Genomic DNA, 15,054 nt, shown 5'->3' with positions numbered 1-15,054 from the left:
GATGCCGATCGACACGCATGTGTTGGGCGATCCCGGCAGCGTCCGGGCGAGCGCGCAATGGCTCCGCGCGATGGCCGCGGCCGCGCACAACTCGGGCACCGACATCCGCAAGGCCGGCGGGCAGTCGGAGTCGGGCTGGACGGGCCCGGCCGCCGACGCGTTCCGCGGCCTGATGGCGCAGGCCGCTCCCCAGGTCGACGGATTGTCGGGGAACTTCGAAGGCGCCGCACGGGCGATGGAGGCGCACGCGACGGACCTGGACACCGTTCGGGCGCGGATGGACCAGGCGCGCGGGGTGGCGTTGGCGGCGGGCCTGCCGGTGACCGAGACCACCATCTGCGAGCCGCCCGGCCCGCCGCCGTCGGCGCCCGCACCGCTGCCGAAGGGGCGATGCCCGAGCACGGCGGAACAGCAGGCGTTCGACGCGGGCAACCAGGCGATTACCGATTACGCGGGCAAGTGCGCGGCGTACGAGGAATGCGCGCGCACCGCCGCCGAGGCACGGCAGACCGAGAACGACTCGCAGGCGACGTTGCTCGGCGAGCTGAAGGCGAAGGCCCAGAGCTGGATGACCTGGGCGGACTTCGCCTCCGGCGCATACGCGACATGGCTCGCCGGAACCAGGTTCCGGATGGAGGAGGCGCTGGAGCGTCTCGGCCCTGCGGCGGATTCGGCCGAGATGCGGGCTGCGCTGGTCGCTGCGAACCCGGCGGCCTCGCAGGCTGCCCGGACTTCGGCGTTGCTGGCCAAAGTCGACACCGGGCTGGCAAATGTGCTCGAAAAGCGGCGATTGCATGAGCTCTTCGGCGGTGATCTGGCCAAGAACCAGAGCAGGTTCGCGGTGTTCTTGCGAGACACCCGGTTCATCCTGACCACGACCGTCGGAGATCTCGCCACCCCGACGAGCGCGCTCAACTTCGCACCCAAGGTCGTCAAGTCCGTGCCACTGCTGGGCCTTGCGGTGACCACGGTGTTCACCGGGTTGGACATCGCCCAGGACCCGACGGACCCGGGGCACGTGACCACCAGCGTGGTGGCCGGCGGCGGCAGCCTGCTCGCCGCGACGGCGGTGGCGATGGCGTTTCCGCCGACCTGGGTGGTGACGCCGATCGTGCTGGGCGGGGTCACGGCGTTCGTGGTCGACGCCGGGATCAAGTGGGCCGCCCCGTACGTCGGCGACGCCGCGGATCACGCCAAGGACGCTGCCGGCGACCTGTGGAACGGCGCCAAGGATATGGCGGGCGACGCAGTGGACGGCGCCAAGAACAAGGCCAAGGACGCCTGGAACGGGGCCAAGGGCGTGTTCGGCCTGTGAGCTGATCGCGAAGGGCCCGTGAGTACTTTGTGTTGCTATAGCGACCCAAAGTGCTCACGGGCCCTTGCCGTGTCAGGCGCTGGCGCCGCCGTCGAGGACCGGAAGGGACGATTGACGGCCTGCCGGGGTCGCCATATTTTGAATACAGGTGTCCTCAGTTTTGAAGGGAGCACCATGTCCGAGCCGACCCCGCTGGGGCCCGATTCCCTGATGTGGCGCTATTTCGGCGACTGGCGCGGGTTGCTGCTGGCGCTGTGGGCCGGGTCGATGCAGAACATGCACCCGCAGCTCGGTGCCGGAGTCGAGGAGCACTCGCAGTTCTTCGACGAGCGTTGGGAACGCCTCTACCGGTCGCTGTACCCGATCGGCGGCGTGCTCTACGACGGCCCGCGCGCCCGGGAAACGGCACGCCAGGTGCGCGGCTACCACGACACGATCAAGGGCGTCGACAAGCACGGCCGGCCCTACCACGCGCTGAACCCGGACACCTACTTCTGGGCGCACTCGACGTTCCTGGTGATGCCGATCCTGATCAACGAGCACTTCGGCAAGCCCCTCACCGATGCGCAGAAGGAACAGGTCTACGCCGAAGGCGTGCAGTGGTACCGGCTCTACGGCATGAGCATGCGCCCGGTGCCGCCGGATTGGGCGAGCTTCCAGCGCTATTGGGACCACATGTGCCGAAACGTGTTGGAGGACAACAAGGCCACCCGCGACGTGCTCGACATCGCGCGCATCGGCAAGCCGCCCACCATGCGGTGGCTGCCGGACCCGCTGTGGCGGCTGGCCCGCATCCCGATCAGCCGCGGCTTCGTCTGGCTCACCGTCGGCGTCTACGACCCCGCCATCCGCGAAAAGCTCGGCTACCGCTGGACTTCCCGCGACGAACGGCTGCTGCGCGTGCTCGGCCGCGCGCTGGGCCTCGCCTGGCGGCTGGTTCCGTTCGACCGCCGCTACCACCCGCGCGCCCGCGCGGGATGGCGCCGCGAGCGCGGCGAGATCCCGGCCGACGCACCGCTTGTCGAAACGCCGCCCCACAACCTCCCGCCGCCTGACCGGCGCGACGACCCGAAGCACTATTCGCCGGCGATTGGTTGATGCCTCCTCACGGCGGTATTGCGCGTGGTCGCGGTTTGCTTGGATCGCTGTTGGTGATCCGCCGCCTCACCCCGACAGAAGGAGGCCGCGCGATGATCCGTCGTGCCAGTGCGCTAATCGCCTGCGCCGCAGCAGTGGTGCTGGTGTTCCCGCCGACCGCCTCGGCGGCCGAGGCCACCCCGGTCGCCACCGGGCTCGACATCCCCTGGGGCCTGGCGTTCCTGCCCGACAACTCGGCGCTGTTCACCCAACGCGACACCGGCCAGATCATGTCCTTGAAGGACGGACAGGTCACCGAGGTGCAGCGCATCGAGGACTCCCAGCCGACCGACGGCGAGGGCGGCCTGATGGGCATCGCCGCGTCGCCGGACTTCGCCTCGGACCAGACGGTCTTCGTCTTCTACAGCACCAGCGAGGACAACCGGATCGCCAAGCTGCGCCTCGGCGAGGCACCGCAGCCGATCCTGACCGGCATCAAGAAGAACCGGTTCCACAACGGCGGCCGGCTGGCCTTCGGCCCGGACGGGATGCTCTACGCCACCACCGGCGACGCCCAGGACCCGGACAACGCGCAGGACGTGAACTCGCTCAACGGCAAGATCCTCCGCATGACGACCGACGGGAAACCCGCGCCGGACAACCCGTTCGGCGACTCGGTGGTCTACTCGATGGGCCACCGCAACCCGCAGGGCCTCGCGTGGGATTCGGCTGGCCGTCTGTTCTCGGCGGAGCTGGGCCAGAACACCTGGGACGAGGTCAACCGCATCGAGGGCGGCAAGAACTACGGCTGGCCGGTGTGCGAGGGCACCTGCGGCAACGACGAGTACGTGGACCCGCTGGTCACCTGGAAGACGTCGGAGGCATCGCCCAGCGGCCTGGCCATCCACCAGGGCAACGTCTACGTCGCGGCGCTGCGCGGCCAGCGCCTGTGGCAGATCCCGCTCGCCGACGACGGCACGCTGGGCGAGCCGAAGGCGCTGTTCCAGGGCGAGTACGGCCGCCTGCGCACGCCCGTCCCGGCCCCGGACGGCACCCTCTGGGTGACCACGTCCAACCAGGACAACAACGGAGAGCCCGGCCCGGACGACGACCAGATCCTCAGCGTCACCCCGTGATAACGAGACGAGGAGCCTGACCTCGGCAAGGTCTATGAGCAGCAGGTTGGTGTCGGTGGGGGCACGGGCCTTGGAGGGGAGTCGGCCAAGGTGCCCCCACCGCGTCTAGAGCTGCTGCAAGCCGAGCAGGATTTGGCTTAGCGTCAGCGCGCCCTGATTGTTGGTGGGCACGACGGTTCCGACGTCGGCAGCAATCGCTCGACGTCGTCGGCACGGCGCGGCAGTGGCGGCTCGGTGGGCGGCGTCGAGCGAATGGTGACCGGCCGCCGTAGATCAAGAGCCAGGAAGCACAGCGGATCAGGTTTCAGCATCGCGATCGGTGCATGAACGTCGCCCGGAGTCGGCAGCGTCAGCACCGCACGCAGCGTCCACGCGGCGGTAGCGTGGTACTGCCACGACACCAGCACAGGAGCGAACACATCAGCTCCCGGCATCGTCGGCGTCCGGTAGGCCGTCGCATCGTCCTCTCCGCGCAGGATCACAACATCCGCGCAGGTGGGCCACAAGTGCGCATGGACGACCACTTCGGGGTCATCCTTCGGGCCGAACGCGTAGAACACTCCACCACGACGGCGCAGCTCGCGCAGCAGCTCATCAACTTCAGCGCGGTTCATCGGCCGCTCCCGGCATTGGAATCCCCGCGAGCTCGTGCGCCTCGACGTTGCAGCGAGGGCAGGTAACCCACAGCCACGCCTCGACCGATTCGTCGGAGAGAACCTGCGTGCCGCACAACGTGCTGATCCGCGTGCCCACCGGCCGGCCTCGATCGGGGCGCTCGTCAGCGGTCGCGTGCCGCGCGCCGTCACCCGGTTGCCAGCTGAACCGATGCGATCGGGACATCGACAATGTGATCACCTCCTGTGACATCATCGACACTATGAGTTACTAGTGATCTGGAGGGACAAGGAAGGGGCAATGCCGGTATGAACGCGGATGCGGGAGCGGGGGCCAGGATTGGTCGGCTCCGCAAGCTGGCCGGGTGGACCCAGGCGCAGCTGGCGGGGCGCATCTTCGTCTCGACCAGCTTGGTCAAGAAGGTCGAACAAGGAAGGACGTCGCCGAGCCCGGCCTTCGTCGCCGCTTGTGCGTCGGTGTTCGGCGTAGAGGTCCGCGAACTCTACGGCGCGCAGGTCGCCGACAACATTTCCGGGTTCCACGGCGAAGCTTCGGGGATTTCCGAACTGCGGGAAGCACTTCAGTGCTTCAACGACCCGCAACCAGCGGAACCGGCCCTGAACCCGGAGAGCATCCGGAAGCAACTCGATCGAGCCGAGTCCTTTCGCAGGGCTCAGAAGTACGCCGAACTGGCGATGGTTCTCCCGCAGGTGCTTCACCATCTCTTCGTGCACGTCGCCGAGACATCACCGACGACGTGGCAGGGTGAGCGGAACCGTGCTCTGCTGCACGACGCGTATCGGCTCGCCGCGACCGTTGGAGGGCGATTTGATCACCCCGACATCGCCGCAACCGCCTCCGAGCGGCATGTGGTGCTCGCGACCGCGACCGGTGACCCGCTTCGGAGTGCGGTGTCCGACTGGCACCGGTCGACGCACTTCCTGCACAACGGCCACTACGCGGCTGGGCTGCGGTTGCTCGATCGCGCCCTGCGACACGTCGAGGATCAACGGCCCGACGCCGCAGCTCATGGCGTCGCGGCACAACTGCATCTCCGCGCAGCGGTCATGGCGGCGCGCCACGGTGACGGCGAACGCGCCGACGACCACATCCGGGAAGCACGAACAAGGGTCTCCCTGGGCGCGGTGACGGCCCCGTACTACAACACCGATGCCAGCGAGCTCAATGTCGTGATCCACTGGTGCGCGGTTCCGGTGGAGCGCAACGACGGTACCGAGGCCGTGACCCGCGCCAGTCGCGTAGCAGTCGCGGACGCGACACGCCCGGAACGCGTGGGGCATCACCACATCGACCAAGCACGTGCGTGGATGCTGCACGGCGACCGGGAAAAAGCCCTCGGCGAACTCAACATGGCGCGCCGGGTCTCACCCCACCACACCCGCATGCACCCGTCCGTGCGCGAGACCGTTCGTGCGCTCGCGACCGCCGACCGACGCGCCACGACTTCCCTCGCCGGATTTGCGCGCTGGGCCAGGATCCAGATCTGAGCAACGCCAAGCGAGGGGTTCGGAAGCAAGGTAGAAGGCACCTTTCACCAAATACGTTGGTGAAAGGTGCCTTTCGTGCTCGATCTACTCCGCGAGGTACCAGTCGCGGGGTGGGTTGGAGACGCTGGGTGCCGTGCGCGGGATCTCGGGTTGGGCCGCCCAGCGGATGCCGTTGGCCAGGACGCGCCGGATCTCCGGCTGGTTGTACACCGGGTAGCGCTCGTCGCCGGGGCTGAAGTAGAAGATCCGGCCGCGGCCCCGGTTGAACGTCACGCCGGAGCGGAACACCTCGCCGCCGGTGAACGAGCTGATGAAGATCAGCTCGTCCGGCGCTGGGATGTCGAAGAACTCGCCGTAGGTCTCCTGCTCGGGGATCACCAGCGGGTTCGGCACGCCTTCGGCGATCGGGTGCGTCGGGTCGACCGTCCACACCACCTCGCGTTCGGCGGCGTTGCGCCAGCTCAGCGAGCAGGTGGTGCCGAGCAGCCGGGTGAAGATCTTGGAGAAGTGCCCGGAGTGCAACACCAGCAGGCCCATCCCGCCGAGCACGTGCTGCTGCACCCGGTCGACCACCTCGTCGTCGACCTGCCCGTGCGCCTTGTGACCCCACCACAGCAGCACGTCGGTGTCGGCCAGCACTTCCTCGGGCAGCCCGTGCTCCGGGTCGCTGAGCAGCGCGGTGCGCACGGTCGCGTCCGGCAGCTGCTCGCCGATCCCGGCGGCGAGGGCGCCGTGGATGCCGCCGGGGTAGTACTCCGCCATCCCAGCGGGGTCCTTTGTGGACTCGTGGACGCCTTCGTTCCACACGGTGATGCGAAGCGGGCTCATTCGACCACGATCTCCTTCTTCTCGGCTGCGGACTGGTAGCAGGCGTCGATCACCCGGGCGCGCTTCAGGGCGGTGGAACCGTCGTTGGCGGCCCACTCTTCCGGGTTCCGCAGCACACGGACGAAGTTCTCCACGACCCCGGCGTGCGCGTGGCCTGGCTCGGCGGGCGGGGTGTAGTCCGCGATCTCGCCGTCGACGTCCCGGTACACGCGGAGGTCGCCGACCTTGGCCTTCGTCGCGCCGACGGCCCGCAGCTCGGCGCCGCCGTCGGTGCCCAGGACGCTGAAGTCGATCAGGTCGAGCGGATCCCGGAACGCCGCCCACGAGGTCTCCAGCACGAGCGTGCCGCCGCCCTCCAGGCGGAGGAACGCCGCCGCGAAGTCCTCGACCTCGAACTTCGAGGCGGCCTCGCTCTTGGCGCTCCACTTCATCTCGCCGATGTCGCGGTGCCCGAGCTCGGCGTAGGTGACGGCGCTGACCGAGGTGACGCGCGGCTCGCCGAGCAGGAACAGCGAGTAGTCGAGCACGTGCACGCCGATGTCGGCCAGCGGGCCGCCGCCGGACATCTCCTGGTTGGTGAACCAGCTGCCCAGCTTCGGGATGCCGCGCCGCCGCATCCAGGACGCCTTCGCGTAGTACGGGCGGCCCAGGTCGCCGCGGTGGATGATCTCGCCGAGGGCCTGGATGTCGCCGCGCAGCCGGTGGTTGAACACGATGTCCAGCACGCGACCGGCCGAGCGCGCGGCGTCCACCATCTGCTGGCCCTCGACGCCGTTGCGCGCCAGCGGTTTCTCGCTGAGCACGTGCAGGCCGCGCTTCAGTGCGGCGATGGCGATCGGCGCGTGCAGGAAGGTCGGGACGGCGATGCTGACCGCGTCCAGACCCGGCAGCTCGATGAGCTTCTCCCAGCTCTCGAGCAGGTGCTTCGCGCCGTACTGCTCGCCCAGCGAGGCGAGCACGTCCGTCTCCTGCCCGGCGATCGCCACGATCTCGACGTCCGGGAGCGCCTGGTAGGCGGCGAGCGCCTGCTGGCCGGCCCAGCCGATGCCGATGACTCCGACCCGAAGCGTGGGGTCACTCATGAACGGGACTCCTTCGTGAGAGGTGGATTCAGCCCTTGATGGCGCCGGCGGTGAGCCCGGCGACGATGCGCTTCTGGAAGATCAGCACCACGACCAGCAGCGGGATGGTGACCAGCACCGAGGCCGCGCTGATGGTGCCGATCGGCTGCTCGAACTCGTTGGTGCCGGCGAAGAACGCGATGGCGACCGGGACGGTCCGCGCCGCCGGGGTCGAGGTGAGGGTGACGGCGAGCAGGAACTCGTTCCACACCGAGATGAACACCAGGATCGCAGTGGTCGCCAGGCCCGGCACCGCCAGCGGGAGGATGATCTTGCGGAAGGCCTGGAACGGCGTGGCCCCGTCGATCAGCGCGGATTCCTCCAGTTCGAAGGGGATTTCGCGGAAGAACGAGGTGAGCACGAAGATCGCCATCGGCAGTGCGAAGGTGAGCTTCGGGATGATCAGCCCGGGCAGCGTGTCGTAGAGGCCGATGTCGCTCCAGATCTTGAACATCGGGGCGGCGATGGCGATGACCGGGAACGTGGTGACGGACAGGACGAGGCCGAGGATCAGGCCCTTGCGCGACAGCTTCAGGCGCGCCAGCGCGTAGGCGGCGAACGACGCGAGCAGCAGCGCCAGGCCCGTGGTGATGACGCCGACCAGCACCGAATTCCCCAGCGCGGTGAGGAAGTTGCCGTTGTGGATGACGTCGAGGTAGTTCTGCAGCGACGGATCGGTGGGGTAGAGGCTGCCGGAGGACAGGTCGGCGCCGGTCTTCAGCGACGTGTTGATCAGCCAGTAGAACGGCACCAGCGAGCCCAGCATGACCAGCACGACGAACGCCATCGTCAACGGCCGCAACCGGTTCCGGTCCGGCCGCTTGCGCTGCCGGGGCGCGGGCCGCGGCGGGGCGGGTTTGGCGGTTTCGAGGACCATCGCCATCAGCTCTCCCTGGAGACGTCGCGGATGTTGCCCCCGGCGAAGCGGATGTACACCAGCGACACCACCATCACGGTGCAGAAGGTCAGGATGGATAGCGCCGAACCCTGCCCGATCAGCCTGCCCTCGCGGAGTTCCTGGTAGGCGAGCATGGACATCGTCTGCGTCCCGTTGGCGCCCTTGGTGAGCACGAACGGCAGGTCGAAGATCCGCAGCGCGTCCAGCAGCCGGAAGATCGCGGCGAGCGCGATCGCCGGGCGCAGCAGCGGCAGCGTGACGTGCCAGAACGTCTGCCACCGGCCGGCGCCGTCGAGGTCGGCGGCCTCGTAGACGTCGGCGGGGATGACCTGCAGGCCGGCCAGCACGAGCAGCGCCACGAACGGGGCGGTCTTCCAGACGTCGGCGACGATGATCACCGCCATCGCGTAGCCCGGCTCGGCCAGCCACACCGTGTCGCCGCCGGGCAGCCCCAGCCCCCGCAGGATCCCGGTCACCAGGCCGAGGTTCGACTCGAACATCGCCTGCCAGGTGATCGCGCTGACCACGGTGAGCACGGCGTAGGGGATGAGCAGCGTGGAGCGGAGCAGGCCCCGGCCGCGGAAGGCCATGTTGAGCAGCAGCGCCATCGCGACCCCGAGCACCACTTCCAGGCCCACCGAGACGAACGCGAAGAGGAACGTCTGCCCGAAGGCGTGCCACCAGGCCGGGGAGACCAGCGCCTCCAGGTAGTTGGCCAGGCCGACGAACTTCGACAGGCCAGCCTGCCGCACGCTGTAGACGTTCAGCGACAGCCAGATCGCGTAGCCGATCGGGACCGCGGCCACCAGGAACATGACGATGAGCGCGGGTGCGACCATCAGCGCGGCGGTGCGCCGCTGCTGGTGGTCGACGCGCTGCTTCTTCGGCTTCGTCAGGGTGGTCATCTAGAAGGTTTCCTGCGCGGTCTTGATGTCCGCGGCCATCTTCTGCACGGCGGTCTCCACGTCGACCTGGCCGGCCAGCACCGGGTAGACGTTGCTGTTGATGGCCTTCGAGATCTGCGCGTACACCGGCGACTTCGGCCGCGGCTTGGCGCTGATCACGGACTGCTTCAGCTGCGTGATGAACGGGATCTTGGCCTGGACCTCGGCGTCGTCGTAGGCCGCCGACGCCACGGGCGCCTGCGCGTGCTTGACGGCCATCGTCTTCTGGAACTCCGGGCTGGTGGCGTGGTCGATGAACGCCACGGCCCCGCCGACGTTGTCGGAGGCGGCGGCGATGGCCCAGTTCCAGCCGCCCAGCACGGCCGCCGGCTTGCTGTTCTCGTCGAACGCGGGCAGCGGTGCGACGGCGGTGGCTGGTCCGGAGGCGGTCTGCTGGATCAGCTTGTACGCGCTGGGCCACTGGCGGAGGTGCCCGGCGGCACCGGATTCGTAGGCGCGCCGCGAGGCGTCCTCGTCGTAGGTCAGCGAGGCGCGGTCGACGGCGCCGGACTTAACGCCGTCTGCCATCAGGTTCAGCACCGCGCGCGTCTGCGGCGAGTCGATGGTGATGTTGCCGTTCTCGTCGAGCACGGAACCGCCCGCGGAGTACAGCATTTCGAGGAAGTTCACCGTGAGGCCCTCGTACTGCTTGGCCTGGATCTCGACCTTGTTCTGCGGGTCCTGCTTCGCCTGCTCGTACACCTGCTTCCAGGTGGTCGGCGGCTGCACGCGGTCGTTGCGGTAGAACACCAGGCCCGCGTTGGTGTAGAAGGGCGTGGCCCAGTAGCGGTTCGCGTAGTGCGAGGTTTCCAATGTGGACGGGATGAAGCCGGCCTTGCGCTGCTCGACCAGCTTGGTCTGGTCCTGCACCCAGCCCTGTGCCGCCCACTCGCTGACCCAGGTCACGTCCATCAGGTAGACGTCGCACTCGGACGAGCCGCCTTCGAGGCGCTGGATGGCCTGCGCCCGCGCGGCGTCGGTGTCCTGGCCGAGCTCGACGTAGCGGGCGGTGACGCCGGTTCCCTTGGCGTTGAAGGAATCCGTCAGCGTCTTGAACACCCCGGTGTCCCGGATGCCGCAGGCGGTCACCTCGCCCGTGGCGCCCTGCGCGGAGCCGGGTTCGACGACCTTCGCCTCGGGCGCCTGCTCGGCGCTCGGGCCTTCGGGCGTTCCGCCCGCGCAGCCCGCGAGCGCGAGAACGGTGGTCACGGCGATTGCTTGGGACGCGGCGCTTCTCAGCCTCATCGATGATCATCTCCGCTTCGCGGTTCGGGCATCGGGATCGCGCGACGGCGTCCCGGATCCGGGTCAGAACTGCGGCGTGAGACGGCTCAAATAGTTAGCCGCGCGGATGCGGCGTGTCAAGCATGAGCCGGCAGATCCCGTCCGGCGACAGCACGTCCTCGATCGCGGCGACCACTGCGCCCGCCAGCCCGGCGGAGCGGCCTAAAGCGCTGTTGACCAGCGACAAGTTCCGGGTGGCCAGCGGCAGCGCGCGCCGGTAGACGACGCTGCGGATGCCGGCGAGCATGTCGTCGCCGGCGGCGGTGACGAGTCCACCGAGGACGATCCGCTTCGGGTTGTAGAAGTGCACCAGCATCGCCACCACCTCGCCGATCGTCGCGGCCGCGGAGCGGACCTGGCGCACGGCCGTCGCATCGCCGTCGCGCAGCAGCCGTGCGAGATCCTCGGTGGTCTGCGGGCCGCCTGCCTCGGTGCGCAGCGCCCGGAGCACCGCGTCGGCCGACGCGACCGCCTCCACGCAGCCGACGTTGCCGCACTGGCAGACCACCTCGTCCGCGCCGGGCACCCGGATGTGCCCGATGTCGCCCGCCGCGCCGTCGGAACCCCGGTGCAGCTCGCCGCCGGCGGACACGATTCCGCCGCCGATGCCGGTGCCGATCTTCAGGAACAGCAGGGGAGATTCCTCCGGCGGGAGCGCGCGGGCCTCGCCTAGCGCCATCAGGTTCACGTCGTTGTCCACCGACGCCGTGCAGGCGAACCGCTCGGCCATCGTGTCGCCGACCGGGAAGCCGTCCCAGCCGGGCATGATCGGCGGTCGCACCGGCATGCCCAGCCGCGGATCGACCGGCCCCGGCAGGCCCATCACCAGCGCCTTCACCTCGTCCCGCGCGACACCGGAGTCGCCCAGCAGGTCGTGCAGGTGCTTGGTGACCACGTCCAGCGAATGCTCCGGGCCGTCGGCGATGTCCAGCGCCACCTGCCGCTCGGCGAGCACGTCCTGACCCAGGTCGGCGACCGCCAGACGGGTGCTGTGCACGCCGACGTCGGCGGCCAGCACGACGCCGGCACGCGGCGCGATGGCCAGCCGGTGCGCGGGCCGACCGCGCCCGCCGCTGCCCATCGGGCCGCGTTCGACGACCACGCCGGCCGCGATCAACGCGTCGAGATGGCTGTTGACCGTGGACCGCGCGAGCCCGGTGGCGCGCACCAGCTCGACCCGGGTTTCCGCCGCTCCCGACGCGATCAGCCGGGCCAGCCCGCTGTGCACCAGGTTGCCGTCGGCCCGCCCGGACGTCCTCGGCACCGCCAACCGGACCGGTTCCCACCCCATCGTCGCTGCTCCCGTCGTGCAATGCCGCTCGATTAATGACCGAAAAGAAAATAAATCACAGATCTTGCCGACTTTAAACCGGCGATCTAGTTTTAACCGCGACGAAATTCGGGCGTGAGACACCCGTAGTTGTCAACAGTTCCAACCGAAGGAGGCTCCTCGTGAGCCCTGCACCTTCCGGGCGAGGCGTGGCGATCCTGGGCGCCGGGATGATCGGCGACGTGCACCGCCGCGCGGCGATCCTCGCGGGCGCCGAGGTGGTCGGCGTCCTGGCGTCGTCCCCGCAGCGTTCGCAGCAGGTGGCGGAGGGCTGGGGCGTGGCCGCGTACCAGGACCTCGCCGAGGTGGTGGCCGACGAACGCGTCGACGTGGTCCACGTCTGCACGCCGAACGCCACGCACGCGCCGTTCGCGGAAGCCGCCCTGCGCGCCGGAAAGCACGTGATCTGCGAGAAGCCGCTGGGCATTTCGACGGCGGAAGCCGAGCGGATGACCGCCGCGGCGGCGGAAAGCGGCCTGGTGGCGGCGGTTCCGTTCGTCTACCGCTACCACCCGGTGGTGCGGGAGATTCGCGCCCGGCGGCAGGCAGGCGAGTTCGGCGCCTGGAACCTGCTGCACGGCAGCTATCTGCAGGACTGGATGCTCTCGCCGGACGCTTCGAGCTGGCGGGTCGACCCGGAGCTCGGCGGGCCGTCGCGGGCGTTCGCCGACATCGGCTCGCACTGGTGCGATCTGGTCCAGTGGGTTTCCGGCGAGATGTTCACGGATGTGCTCGCCGAACTGTCCATTGTGGTCCCGACTCGGCCGGCGGCGGCCGGGCCGACCTTCGCCGGCCCCACCGAGGTCGCGGGCGATCGGGTCGAGGTCCGCACCGAGGATTCGGCCGCGCTGCTGCTGCGCACCGCCGCCGGCGTGCTCGGCTCGGCGACGATCTCGCAGGTCGCCGCGGGCCGGAAGAACCGGCTGTGGTTCGAGCTGGACGGCGCGCTGGGCAGCGCGGTGTTCGACCAGGAGGAGCCCGAGCGGATCTGGCTCGGCGGCGCGGACGGCAACCGCATCCTGGTCCGCGATCCCGAGCACGGTTCGCCCGAGCAGCGCCGGTTGTCGAAGCTGCCCGCCGGGCACGCGCAGGGATACGCGCAGTGCTTCGAAGCGTTCGTCGCGGACACCTACGCCGCGATCGACGGCGGCAGCCCGGAGGGGCTGCCCACGTTCGAGGACGGCCTGCGATCGGCCCGGCTGGTCGACGCCGTCCTCCGCTCCGCCCACAACGGTTCCTGGACGAAGGTGTGAACATGCAGCTCGGAATGCTCACCGCGTGTCTTCCACAGTGGACGCTGGACCGGATCGCCGGCTGGGCCGCGCAGGCCGGGTACGAGGCGCTGGAAGTGGCCGTGTGGCCCGGCACCGGCGGCCGCGACTTCGAGGCCGCGCACCTGCCGGTGGCCGACTTCGGCCCGCGCGAGGTCGACGAAACCCTCGCATTGTTCGACAAGCACGATCTGACGCTGTCGGCGTTCGCCTACTACGAGAACAACCTTCACCCGGATCTGGCGCGGCGCGAGGAGATCCGCACGCACCTGAAACACGCGATCGACGCGGCGCAGGCGCTCGGCGTGCCCTACGTCGGCACGTTCGTGGGCCGGGACTGGACGAAGCCGGTGGCCGACAACCTCGCCGAAGCGGAGCGGGTGTTCCCGGAGCTCGTCGAGTACGCGGGCGAGCGCGACGTGAAGATCATCGTCGAGAACTGCGTGATGGAGGGCTGGCACCCGGACGGATATCCCGGGAACCTGGCGTACTCGCCGGAGCTGTGGGAGTGGATGTTCGGCCTCGGCCTGTACCTGAACTGGGATCCGTCGCACCTGACGTGGATCGGCATCGACGCGGTCGAGACCATCGCGCCCTACATCGACCGAATCGTCCACGCCCAGGCCAAGGACGTGGAGCTGGATCCGGCGGCGCGGCAGCGCTACGGCTTCTTCGGCAAGGTGGACAAGGGCGGCAATCCCTGGGACATGGGCTGGTGGCGCTACCGGGTGCCGGGCCTGGGCCAGGTCGACTGGGCGCGCGTGGTGGACCGGCTCTACGAGCACGGCTTCACGGGCACGCTGTCGGTGGAGCACGAGGACCCGGTGTGGGGCGGCGACGACGAGCGCATCACCCAGGGCCTGAACATCGCGCACCGGACCCTGCGCCCGCTGATCGTCGGCTGAGCCGGAGGTGGCCTTGCTTTCCGTGCAGCTCTACAGCGTCCGTGAACAACTGGCGACCGATCAGCAGGCGACCTTGGCGCGGCTGGCGGAGATCGGTTTCCGCTACGTCGAGCCGTTCGGCCTCGGCTCCCCGGACAAGCCCCTTTCCGATCGCCTGGCCGCAGCCCGCGCCCTGCGGTCCGACCTGGACGCGGCCGGTCTGGCGGTGTCGGCGGTGCACGCCGGGCTGCCCGGCGACGTGACAGAACTGGTGGAGGAGTGCGCGATCCTGGGCGCCGACGTGGCGTTCGTCCCGCACCCGCGCCTGGTCCCGGGCTTCGGTGAGGAGACCTTCGCCGACCCGGCCCAGGTCGACGCCTTCGCGGAAACCCTGGGCTCGGCGGCCGAATCGGCGACCGCCGAGCTGCGCCTGGGCTACCACAACCACTGGTTCGAATGGGCCGAACTCCCGGACGGCACCACGGGCTACGACCGCTTCTGGTCCCGCGCGGGCGACGACCTCCTCGCGGAACTCGACGTCTACTGGGCGGTCGCGGCGGGTGCCGACCCGGCGTCGGTCCTGGCGTCCCTGGGCTCCCGGGCCGTCGCGGTCCACCTCAAGGACGGCCCGGCCCTGCCCGGAGCGCCCCAGACGCCGATCGGCACCGGCAAGGTCGACATCGCCGAAGCGCTCCGCGGCGCATCGGGGATCCGTTGGCACGTAGCCGAAATCGACACCACCGAACTCGATCCGTTCGAGCTCCTCGCCACCAACGCCAACGCGCTGGTGGACGCGGGGCATTCCAGCTGGTCCCGGTAGCGGCCGGTGCGGGCTTCGCACTG

15 protein-coding genes are annotated in these 15,054 nt (G+C 69.4%); 7 read left to right on the top strand and 8 right to left on the bottom strand.

Features of this window, described 5'->3' with window-relative positions; all coding sequences use genetic code 11:
• Nucleotide 1 precedes the first annotated feature (1 nt).
• The 3 genes from AB0I53_RS04700 to AB0I53_RS04690 all read left to right on the top strand — a co-directional run bounded on the left by AB0I53_RS04700 (nt 2) and on the right by AB0I53_RS04690 (nt 3,528).
• On the top strand, nt 2-1,315 hold the full coding sequence (locus tag AB0I53_RS04700) for a hypothetical protein (RefSeq protein ID WP_358596426.1): 1,314 nt from the start codon (nt 2-4) through the stop codon (nt 1,313-1,315).
• Nucleotides 1,316-1,489: 174 nt separating this feature from the next.
• The gene (locus AB0I53_RS04695; RefSeq protein WP_358596423.1) at nt 1,490-2,413 is read left to right on the top strand and encodes an oxygenase MpaB family protein; all 924 of its coding nucleotides are present in this window, start codon (nt 1,490-1,492) and stop codon (nt 2,411-2,413) included.
• Nucleotides 2,414-2,505: 92 nt separating this feature from the next.
• Nucleotides 2,506-3,528 carry a PQQ-dependent sugar dehydrogenase gene (locus AB0I53_RS04690; protein WP_358596420.1) on the top strand — a complete coding sequence of 341 codons (1,023 nt, stop codon included), beginning with the start codon at nt 2,506-2,508 and terminating at the stop codon, nt 3,526-3,528.
• A 143-nt stretch (nt 3,529-3,671) separates the two neighbouring features.
• On the opposite strand, the gene AB0I53_RS04685 is transcribed toward AB0I53_RS04690, so the two are convergent.
• Both AB0I53_RS04685 and AB0I53_RS04680 read right to left on the bottom strand, forming a co-directional pair.
• The gene (locus AB0I53_RS04685) at nt 3,672-4,142 is read right to left on the bottom strand and encodes a hypothetical protein (protein ID WP_358596418.1); all 471 of its coding nucleotides are present in this window, start codon (nt 4,140-4,142) and stop codon (nt 3,672-3,674) included.
• On the bottom strand, nt 4,129-4,368 hold the full coding sequence (locus AB0I53_RS04680) for a zinc finger protein (RefSeq protein ID WP_358596415.1): 240 nt from the start codon (nt 4,366-4,368) through the stop codon (nt 4,129-4,131). The genes AB0I53_RS04685 and AB0I53_RS04680 overlap by 14 nt, the downstream gene beginning before the upstream one ends.
• 83 nt (nt 4,369-4,451) lie before the next feature.
• On the opposite strand from AB0I53_RS04680, the gene AB0I53_RS04675 reads away from it, so the two are divergent.
• A complete protein-coding gene (locus AB0I53_RS04675) occupies nt 4,452-5,651 on the top strand; it encodes a helix-turn-helix transcriptional regulator (RefSeq protein ID WP_358596412.1) in 1,200 nt (399 codons plus the stop codon).
• Between the two features lie 84 nt (nt 5,652-5,735).
• Here the strand turns inward: AB0I53_RS04675 and AB0I53_RS04670 are convergent, their stop codons facing one another.
• The 6 genes from AB0I53_RS04670 to AB0I53_RS04645 all read right to left on the bottom strand — a co-directional run bounded on the left by AB0I53_RS04670 (nt 5,736) and on the right by AB0I53_RS04645 (nt 12,017).
• A complete protein-coding gene (locus AB0I53_RS04670; protein WP_358596409.1) occupies nt 5,736-6,479 on the bottom strand; it encodes a ThuA domain-containing protein in 744 nt (247 codons plus the stop codon).
• Nucleotides 6,476-7,561 carry a Gfo/Idh/MocA family oxidoreductase gene (locus AB0I53_RS04665; RefSeq protein ID WP_358596406.1) on the bottom strand — a complete coding sequence of 362 codons (1,086 nt, stop codon included), beginning with the start codon at nt 7,559-7,561 and terminating at the stop codon, nt 6,476-6,478. The genes AB0I53_RS04670 and AB0I53_RS04665 overlap by 4 nt, the downstream gene beginning before the upstream one ends.
• A 28-nt stretch (nt 7,562-7,589) precedes the next feature.
• Nucleotides 7,590-8,483 (bottom strand): carbohydrate ABC transporter permease, encoded by an 894-nt coding sequence (locus AB0I53_RS04660; RefSeq protein ID WP_358596403.1) that lies wholly within the window; start codon nt 8,481-8,483, stop codon nt 7,590-7,592.
• Nucleotides 8,483-9,403, bottom strand: coding sequence for a sugar ABC transporter permease (locus AB0I53_RS04655; RefSeq protein WP_358596400.1), 921 nt, complete (start codon nt 9,401-9,403; stop codon nt 8,483-8,485). The genes AB0I53_RS04660 and AB0I53_RS04655 overlap by 1 nt, the downstream gene beginning before the upstream one ends.
• On the bottom strand, nt 9,404-10,651 hold the full coding sequence (locus AB0I53_RS04650) for an ABC transporter substrate-binding protein (protein WP_358596397.1): 1,248 nt from the start codon (nt 10,649-10,651) through the stop codon (nt 9,404-9,406). It lies immediately after the preceding gene.
• Nucleotides 10,652-10,781: 130 nt separating this feature from the next.
• Nucleotides 10,782-12,017: an ROK family transcriptional regulator gene (locus AB0I53_RS04645; protein ID WP_358596394.1), complete on the bottom strand. Its 1,236-nt coding sequence runs from the start codon at nt 12,015-12,017 to the stop codon at nt 10,782-10,784.
• Between the two features lie 161 nt (nt 12,018-12,178).
• Between AB0I53_RS04645 and AB0I53_RS04640 the strand changes: the two genes are divergently transcribed.
• From AB0I53_RS04640 to AB0I53_RS04630, 3 genes are read left to right on the top strand one after another with little or no spacing between them, the layout of a single operon-like run.
• Nucleotides 12,179-13,309, top strand: a complete 1,131-nt coding sequence (locus AB0I53_RS04640) for a Gfo/Idh/MocA family oxidoreductase (protein WP_358596391.1) — start codon at nt 12,179-12,181, stop codon at nt 13,307-13,309.
• Between the two features lie 2 nt (nt 13,310-13,311).
• Nucleotides 13,312-14,232, top strand: a complete 921-nt coding sequence (locus AB0I53_RS04635; protein WP_358596388.1) for a sugar phosphate isomerase/epimerase — start codon at nt 13,312-13,314, stop codon at nt 14,230-14,232.
• 7 nt (nt 14,233-14,239) lie between these two features.
• Nucleotides 14,240-15,031, top strand: coding sequence for a TIM barrel protein (locus AB0I53_RS04630; RefSeq protein ID WP_358596385.1), 792 nt, complete (start codon nt 14,240-14,242; stop codon nt 15,029-15,031).
• Nucleotides 15,032-15,054 lie beyond the last annotated feature (23 nt).

Origin of the sequence: Saccharopolyspora sp. NPDC050389 (assembly GCF_040655595.1) — a bacterium.
Classification (GTDB): Bacteria; Actinomycetota; Actinomycetes; order Mycobacteriales; family Pseudonocardiaceae; genus Saccharopolyspora.
Note: the sequence above shows the minus strand (reverse complement) of the source record. Positions and strands in the feature narration are given on the sequence as shown.

What these genes read in the sequence shown, in the direction of transcription:
- AB0I53_RS04690 (WP_358596420.1), top strand. Translation starts at nt 2,506, where the DNA reads ATGATCCGTCGTGCCAGTGCGCTAATCGCCTGCGCCGCAGCAGTGGTG.
- AB0I53_RS04680 (WP_358596415.1), bottom strand. Translation starts at nt 4,368, where the DNA reads ATGTCCCGATCGCATCGGTTCAGCTGGCAACCGGGTGACGGCGCGCGG.
- AB0I53_RS04675 (WP_358596412.1), top strand. Translation starts at nt 4,452, where the DNA reads ATGAACGCGGATGCGGGAGCGGGGGCCAGGATTGGTCGGCTCCGCAAG.
- AB0I53_RS04635 (WP_358596388.1), top strand. Translation starts at nt 13,312, where the DNA reads ATGCAGCTCGGAATGCTCACCGCGTGTCTTCCACAGTGGACGCTGGAC.
- AB0I53_RS04665 (WP_358596406.1), bottom strand. Translation starts at nt 7,561, where the DNA reads ATGAGTGACCCCACGCTTCGGGTCGGAGTCATCGGCATCGGCTGGGCC.
- AB0I53_RS04700 (WP_358596426.1), top strand. Translation starts at nt 2, where the DNA reads ATGCCGATCGACACGCATGTGTTGGGCGATCCCGGCAGCGTCCGGGCG.
- AB0I53_RS04695 (WP_358596423.1), top strand. Translation starts at nt 1,490, where the DNA reads ATGTCCGAGCCGACCCCGCTGGGGCCCGATTCCCTGATGTGGCGCTAT.
- AB0I53_RS04660 (WP_358596403.1), bottom strand. Translation starts at nt 8,483, where the DNA reads ATGGCGATGGTCCTCGAAACCGCCAAACCCGCCCCGCCGCGGCCCGCG.
- AB0I53_RS04685 (WP_358596418.1), bottom strand. Translation starts at nt 4,142, where the DNA reads ATGAACCGCGCTGAAGTTGATGAGCTGCTGCGCGAGCTGCGCCGTCGT.
- AB0I53_RS04655 (WP_358596400.1), bottom strand. Translation starts at nt 9,403, where the DNA reads ATGACCACCCTGACGAAGCCGAAGAAGCAGCGCGTCGACCACCAGCAG.
- AB0I53_RS04645 (WP_358596394.1), bottom strand. Translation starts at nt 12,017, where the DNA reads ATGGGGTGGGAACCGGTCCGGTTGGCGGTGCCGAGGACGTCCGGGCGG.
- AB0I53_RS04670 (WP_358596409.1), bottom strand. Translation starts at nt 6,479, where the DNA reads ATGAGCCCGCTTCGCATCACCGTGTGGAACGAAGGCGTCCACGAGTCC.